Source organism: Acidovorax sp. HMWF029, assembly GCF_003060895.1.
Taxonomy (GTDB): Bacteria; Pseudomonadota; Gammaproteobacteria; order Burkholderiales; family Burkholderiaceae_C; genus Acidovorax.
Window position 1 is genome coordinate 1 of sequence record NZ_QAIH01000319.1, and the last position, 4,910, is coordinate 4,910.

General features: G+C 56.3%; 7 protein-coding genes and 1 pseudogene. 4 read left to right on the forward strand and 4 right to left on the reverse strand.

Going from position 1 to position 4,910, the window contains the following annotated elements; translation table 11 throughout:
* Positions 1-171: 171 nt before the first annotated feature.
* From DBR12_RS21045 to DBR12_RS21060, 4 genes and pseudogenes are all read left to right on the forward strand, one after another.
* Positions 172-366: pseudogene (locus tag DBR12_RS21045) on the forward strand (transposase); the annotation flags it as partial.
* Between the two features lie 87 nt (positions 367-453).
* Complete coding sequence (locus tag DBR12_RS21050; RefSeq protein WP_108619005.1) at positions 454-999, forward strand: SMI1/KNR4 family protein; 546 nt, start codon at positions 454-456, stop codon at positions 997-999.
* 127 nt (positions 1,000-1,126) lie between these two features.
* Positions 1,127-1,441 carry a hypothetical protein gene (locus DBR12_RS21055; protein ID WP_108619006.1) on the forward strand — a complete coding sequence of 105 codons (315 nt, stop codon included), beginning with the start codon at positions 1,127-1,129 and terminating at the stop codon, positions 1,439-1,441.
* 68 nt (positions 1,442-1,509) lie between these two features.
* Positions 1,510-2,055: a hypothetical protein gene (locus tag DBR12_RS21060; protein ID WP_108619007.1), complete on the forward strand. Its 546-nt coding sequence runs from the start codon at positions 1,510-1,512 to the stop codon at positions 2,053-2,055.
* Positions 2,056-2,157: 102 nt separating this feature from the next.
* Here the strand turns inward: DBR12_RS21060 and DBR12_RS21065 are convergent, their stop codons facing one another.
* The 4 genes from DBR12_RS21065 to DBR12_RS22090 all read right to left on the reverse strand — a co-directional run.
* Positions 2,158-2,619 (reverse strand): SMI1/KNR4 family protein, encoded by a 462-nt coding sequence (locus DBR12_RS21065; protein ID WP_158275026.1) that lies wholly within the window; start codon positions 2,617-2,619, stop codon positions 2,158-2,160.
* Between the two features lie 106 nt (positions 2,620-2,725).
* Entirely contained in the window at positions 2,726-3,088 is a 363-nt protein-coding gene (locus DBR12_RS21070; protein WP_108619009.1) for a DUF4150 domain-containing protein, read from the reverse strand.
* A gap of 17 nt (positions 3,089-3,105) precedes the next feature.
* Positions 3,106-4,113, reverse strand: coding sequence for a hypothetical protein (locus tag DBR12_RS22085; protein WP_146185595.1), 1,008 nt, complete (start codon positions 4,111-4,113; stop codon positions 3,106-3,108).
* 3 nt (positions 4,114-4,116) lie between these two features.
* Positions 4,117-4,910: hypothetical protein (locus DBR12_RS22090; protein ID WP_233245011.1), on the reverse strand; the 794-nt coding region annotated here is incomplete at its 5' end.

Genomic DNA, 4,910 nt, shown 5'->3' on the forward strand with positions numbered 1-4,910 from the left:
AAAGGGCCTCGCCTGACGGCTCGGCCATACCGACCACGAGTTCAAAAAAAGGAGGCCCTACAGAAGCATCCACCCTATAGTTATCCACAGCTGGCTTCTCATGGAACCAGCTTCAGCCCCTGGTCAATGTTCGACTGGCACTGCTGATCACGATTGCACTGGCACTAACACCCATGGCAGCGGGGAAGCAACGAGAACACGAACGGTTTACTCAGGCAGTACATGCCCAAGGGGATGAATCTCTCGGGTATCTCACAGCTTCAGCTCAACGCCATTGCGAGACAATTGAACGAGAGGCCCCGCAAGACGCTGGGCTTCCACACACCCGCTGAGATGTTCAGCGAATGTGTTGCATCGACCGGTTGAATCCGCCGCTGGTTGCGGACTTACAGCGCCCGCTTGCGAATGGGTACTATCGGCCAGAAGCCGACCTTGCCTTCTCCATAGAAATCGATGAGCCCTGCAGAATTCATTGACGCGTACCGTCCCCTCGCACAGCGGCTGCGCGATACAACTGTCCCCGGCGCGGAGCCACTCCCGCGTCCGATCCCTGGGGCAACAGAGCAGCAATTGACTGAGGTGGAGAGCTACCTCGGTATCAGACTGGATGTGCAGCATCGAAATTTCCTGATGCACGCGAATGGGTGGCCTGATTTCTCGGGCACTTTTACCTTGCTTGGTACAACAGACTTCCTTGGCTCTGATTTGATGAGTAAAGCTAAGGAACGACTTCACATCATCTCAGGCGCAGCCTTGGGTCGCTTTCGCTGGAAGAGGAATCGGCTACTTCCTATCGCTGTCAGTGACGGAACTCTGGACGTGTGGTGCATGCTGATCGAGAAAGGGCAAGTTCAGCCGCAGTTCATATGGTTCAACAACACCGAGCCAGACGAGTATGAGACGTTCAACGCATACTTACAGGCATGCCTCTCAAGCATGCCTGAACACATTGCACATTTCTCAGATCCCAACTGGGGGCGCCGTCCAAGGGCAAGCTAACCTCTTAGCTGAAGTCCGGCAGTAAATCACGAACTTCTGCTTTTGGGCCCGAAGCTGTCTTTTAGGTACATAACTCAAAGCAGTCATTGCTGATAATGGTGAGGTCAACATCACGTTAGGTTTCTTCATGAGCCTGCTCGACCATCTGCAGACCTGGAAGGATGGAAAGTCCAAGATTTTCGCCGCCGAGCGATTTGTCGTTTCGATCACTCCTACGCTTGGGAATGAGAAGAAGGCCAGGTACGTTGAAATCGATGGAAATGGCCTCCTCGGCAGGGCAACTCTTTGGGAAGATGGCTCACTTGAGCTAGAGGCACTGGACAAAGAATCTGAGCAAACGACTATCCAGGCTTCTCATGTCATAGCTACCGCCGCTGAGTTGGGAGACTGCCTGAACTGGTGGCTAAGCGAAATTGCAACCTATGCGCCACCAGAAACCTAACCAGTCGCTCGAGCCGACTCGCGTCAGCAAACCGCCGCTCGCGGCTCAGATTCAACGTTAGGCCTCCTGTGAAAGAACTGCGCTTCCCGAAAGAGCTGACCGTCCGATTTCATTTGGATGGCAGCAGCCCCCAAAGCAGCTCATCTGGCGAAGCTGGGGGCGATGAGCTGGCAACGATCGAGAAGAACGGCTCTGAACTCATCATGGCGGCCGTGACGCTCGAGGACCGGATGATCGAAGCGGTGAGCAAATTACTTTTCGGCAATGCTGCCGAGACCCGCAGAGCGCGAGAGTTCTTTACGGAGGAGATCATGGGAACATCTGATTTCTCTTACGCATTTAAGCGCCGAGTGTTCACGAGACTCCTCGAAAGCACCGAGACACTCGACTCAAGTGGCATCAAAGAGCTAAAGGCCGACCTTAACAAGGTCATGGAGTGGCGCAACGCTTTCGCGCACGGCAAGGTATTGCACGAGCACAACGCGGGATATGTGCTGCAGTACTACAGCGGTGGCCACAAAGAGCTGGTACTAGATGATGCGTTTTTTGAAAGGGTCGAGAGCACACTTCGCAACTGTCTCTATGCCTGCAACGGGGTCATCCAGGCTAAGTAGCTGAAGGCCTAACAAATCGTCCAAGCCGACGCCGCGTCGCGGCTTAACTCAGGTGTTGAATGTCTGCTGATTGATTCCATCAGCGACGGCTCCTGGCCGTTCTCAGGCTTCGGGAGCATCGACTGGTAGAACCCACTCGCAGAGCCAGTGCTCGAAGTCTTGGGCAACCGCCCGAGTGCTCTTGGTGTTGAGCTGGAAGCACACGACTGCCATCTCACCAGAAGAATCGGGCGATGCTAAATCAATGTAGTGGGGGGCGTCGCCGTCCGGCTGGATGACGAGGAGCGTGGGTGGTAGAGCGAAATCATCCCGAGCCCGCATAGTTTCCCCATACGCTGAGCCGCCCGACAGGTCCAACGCGTCGCCATCAATGATCCCGGCGACCTCGATGCCACCTAGATTCATCGCACCAGTTGAAGCCAGGAACTGTCGATAGCTGGGTGGCAGTCGGACCTCTAGCGAGCGTTCGAGTGCTTGAATTTGCGCCTCATCAGCGCCACCAGCTGTCCAAACATCCTTCCCGTCAACCGTTGCGGCTTCTAGCCTTTCGCGCACAGTTTTCATGGTCTCCTTGAGGGTCCGGTTCTGGCCGATAGTACGCGTTCGGCGTATGTCCATGGATGACTGCAACCGCTGCGGAGCAGACCTCGGTTGTGCGCTACGAGGTCAACTAGCCTGGCTTGCGCCAGTTCATCCACATCTTGTCGCCCGTGCGCACGATCTGCCGTCCGTTGACGTACACCGTCGCGCTTTTGTCGATGTTGTGGCTGATCTGCACGTGGGTGTCGCTCACCACTCCCAGGCCCGCTCCTGGCTCATCACCCAGAACGTTGTCCACGTAGCTTTCGTTGTGCAGGTACGCCGCCTTGCCTCGAAAGAACACGTTGGGCGAGCATTGCTGGCTTTGGTCCATAGCGTGGGTGATGGCATACGGCACCGGGTAGCCTTTCTTGCTCGGAGTCAGGCAGACGTCCGGCAAGAGGTTGATCAGGACGAACCGGGCGTCTTTGGCTGTGGCGGCTTCATCTGCCATGCAGAGTCTCTTTGTGGTCAGCGGATGGGCGGGTTGTCCGGGTGGTCGATGCGCTCCCAGCTGGTGCCATCGAAGCGGGCAATGTCTTTGGGGCCGATGGACCATAGCACCTTGTCGTGGCTGTCCACGATGTTGGCATCCTGTAGGTCAGGTGTCAGGCTTGTTTTCACGCTGCGAATGCCTGCATCGTGGTTGGCCGGGTCATATACGAACAGGCCCATGTTGGATGCAAGGTACATCTTGTCCTGGAACTTGCAAACCGAGGTGAAGAGCTGGTTGTCATCCACGGTGGAGAGGCTCTTGAACCCGTCTTGGGCGTTGCCCAGCAGCAAGGTGCCGTTGGCTCCGCACATCCAGATGCGCGTTTCTGACTCGATGTACATGTTCACGATGCGTTCCGCCACAGCCGGCAATTCAAGCTCGCGCCAATGCTCGCCATTAAAGAAGAATGCTTTTGGCGGCAGCCAATCGGCGTGTTGGTAGCCAGCAGCGTAGATCGCGTTTTCGTGGGGGCCATTGATGACGGACAGGGCAATTCGTTGCTCCTGAGGAGTTTTGGGGTCTTGAAGTAAGCCCTTGTCTACGTGGCCCCAATCATTGGGGCCATACCTTTTGTAGACCTGCCCTTTGTAGCCACAGGCATAGAGAGAATCTCCGATTTGTTGAATGTCTGCCAAATAGCCCCAGCCTTTGGCATCTGCACTAAATACCCCAGCACCGGGGATTTTTTCTTCTGTATAGCCGTCGCCAGTGTATAAAACATTACCCTCTTCAGATAATGCGCAGTACCACCAATCCTCAGAATACCCTGGCAAAAAACCGGTAACGGAAGATACAAGCCAATCTACAGATTTGTAGATCCAAGGACTCGGGTGTTTTTCTTGTTTGGCAAGTTGTGGGCTCCACGTATATAGCGTTGTGTATTTTTCAAAAACGTCGAATACATCAGCCGCGGCTGATGTATAGATTTCGTCGTCGAATACACCCGCGTATGCAGTTCTAAATGTCCAGGTGGTCTTAGTCATACATTAACGCCTTCTTCTTCCCCCGTTGCCAGCACTTCCGCCGCGCTCGAGGTGGGCCTTCGCATCCCCGGTTGCAGGTTTTCCTGCACCATTCATAGAACGATTGTCTTTTTCAAATTCTGGATACGCTTTGCGCACCTCAGCTTCAATCTGCGCTTTGCAATCTGGTCGGGCAGCCACGGCTGCGCCCATTGCAATAGGTACCGCCTCGCTGACCGCAATGGTTCCAGCAACATCGCTGTGCTTTGCTGCTTCGCAAATTGCGTCGTCGCATTGGTGAGCAGTATTGTGTTCCGAGCCCTGCGTTCCCGCATGGCCTTGTAAGCAGATAGACGGTCCGCTTCCCAAGCTGGGCATCCCGGGGATACGCCCAATGCCTTTGCTACCTTGCCGACGATTGCCGGTTCTTGCGAGGGTGTCGGGAATGATGTGGTGCGCCTGCTGGCCCGGGCCGCATTTCTTGCGGATGGCGTCGTATGTTCCTACGATGCAAGGCCCGCCTACACCGGGGATGAAGCCTCCCGATGGTCCAGAGCCGCCGCCCTTTTGGTCACCTTTGCCGCGCCCCCCCAGCCCCGGCACCTTCTTGAGCACCATGTTCGTCAGCAGCCGCTCGCCCAGGGCCAGCGCCGGCCCCACTAGGTCGGGCGCCTGTCCGTTGATGATCCAGTCTGCCGCCGTGTCCAGCGCTGTCGCTGCCGAGTCGGTGCCCGCGCCCACCCCAGCCACCACGCCTCCGGCTGCTGCTGCTGCACCGCCCGCCGTGGCCATCCCCGCACCCACTGGCGCTCCGATGC

Excerpts from the sequence above, each read along its gene's own strand:
- DBR12_RS22085 (WP_146185595.1), bottom strand. The coding sequence starts at position 4,113 with ATGACTAAGACCACCTGGACATTTAGAACTGCATACGCGGGTGTATTC.
- DBR12_RS21055 (WP_108619006.1), top strand. The coding sequence starts at position 1,127 with ATGAGCCTGCTCGACCATCTGCAGACCTGGAAGGATGGAAAGTCCAAG.
- DBR12_RS21070 (WP_108619009.1), bottom strand. The coding sequence starts at position 3,088 with ATGGCAGATGAAGCCGCCACAGCCAAAGACGCCCGGTTCGTCCTGATC.
- DBR12_RS21065 (WP_158275026.1), bottom strand. The coding sequence starts at position 2,619 with ATGAAAACTGTGCGCGAAAGGCTAGAAGCCGCAACGGTTGACGGGAAG.
- DBR12_RS21050 (WP_108619005.1), top strand. The coding sequence starts at position 454 with ATGAGCCCTGCAGAATTCATTGACGCGTACCGTCCCCTCGCACAGCGG.